The sequence below is a fragment of the Pseudomonas sp. YuFO8 genome (assembly GCF_035065025.1).
Lineage (GTDB): Bacteria > Pseudomonadota > Gammaproteobacteria > Pseudomonadales > Pseudomonadaceae > Aquipseudomonas > Aquipseudomonas putida_AE.
In genome coordinates this window covers 1-434 of sequence record NZ_JAXDEQ010000147.1, presented here as the reverse complement: position 1 = coordinate 434, position 434 = coordinate 1, and the positions used below count along the sequence as shown (strand labels likewise).

General features: G+C 59.2%; 1 pseudogene. It reads right to left on the bottom strand.

Features of this window, described 5'->3' with window-relative positions:
- Positions 1-204, bottom strand: a pseudogene (locus SOP95_RS31715) (cytochrome c); the annotation flags it as partial.
- Positions 205-434: the final 230 nt, after the last annotated feature.

The window sequence follows — 434 nt, the reverse complement described above, 5'->3', positions numbered from 1 at the left end:
GTCCAACTTGACCGCACCTTCGGCAAATTTGGCGCCGTCGAACGGGATACGCCCACGCAGCATGCCGCCCAGGTCTTCGCCAGTCTTGAGCATCTGTTTGAAGATCGCCTTGCGCTGGCCCAGCGGCGAATTCGGATCCACGCCGCCACAGGCGGACAGTGTCAGGCAGGCCAGCAATACAACAGTCAGTCTTTTAAAAGTCATGGTTGCTTCGAGGTCACGGGAAACGGCGGCCAGTATCCTCGCCCCGCCCGCAAAGACCAATAGCCCTATTAATAATAAGGGTTGCCCAGCAGCGTTGCGACGCGGGCAACCGCTTCAGGAAGTGTTTGTATGAATGTCACCTTGAAACCCTGGAGCCGGCGCCTGGCGTGGGCTCTGCCGATGATCGCACTGCTGGCCGGCTGCGACGCGGGCAAAGAAACAGCCAAAGA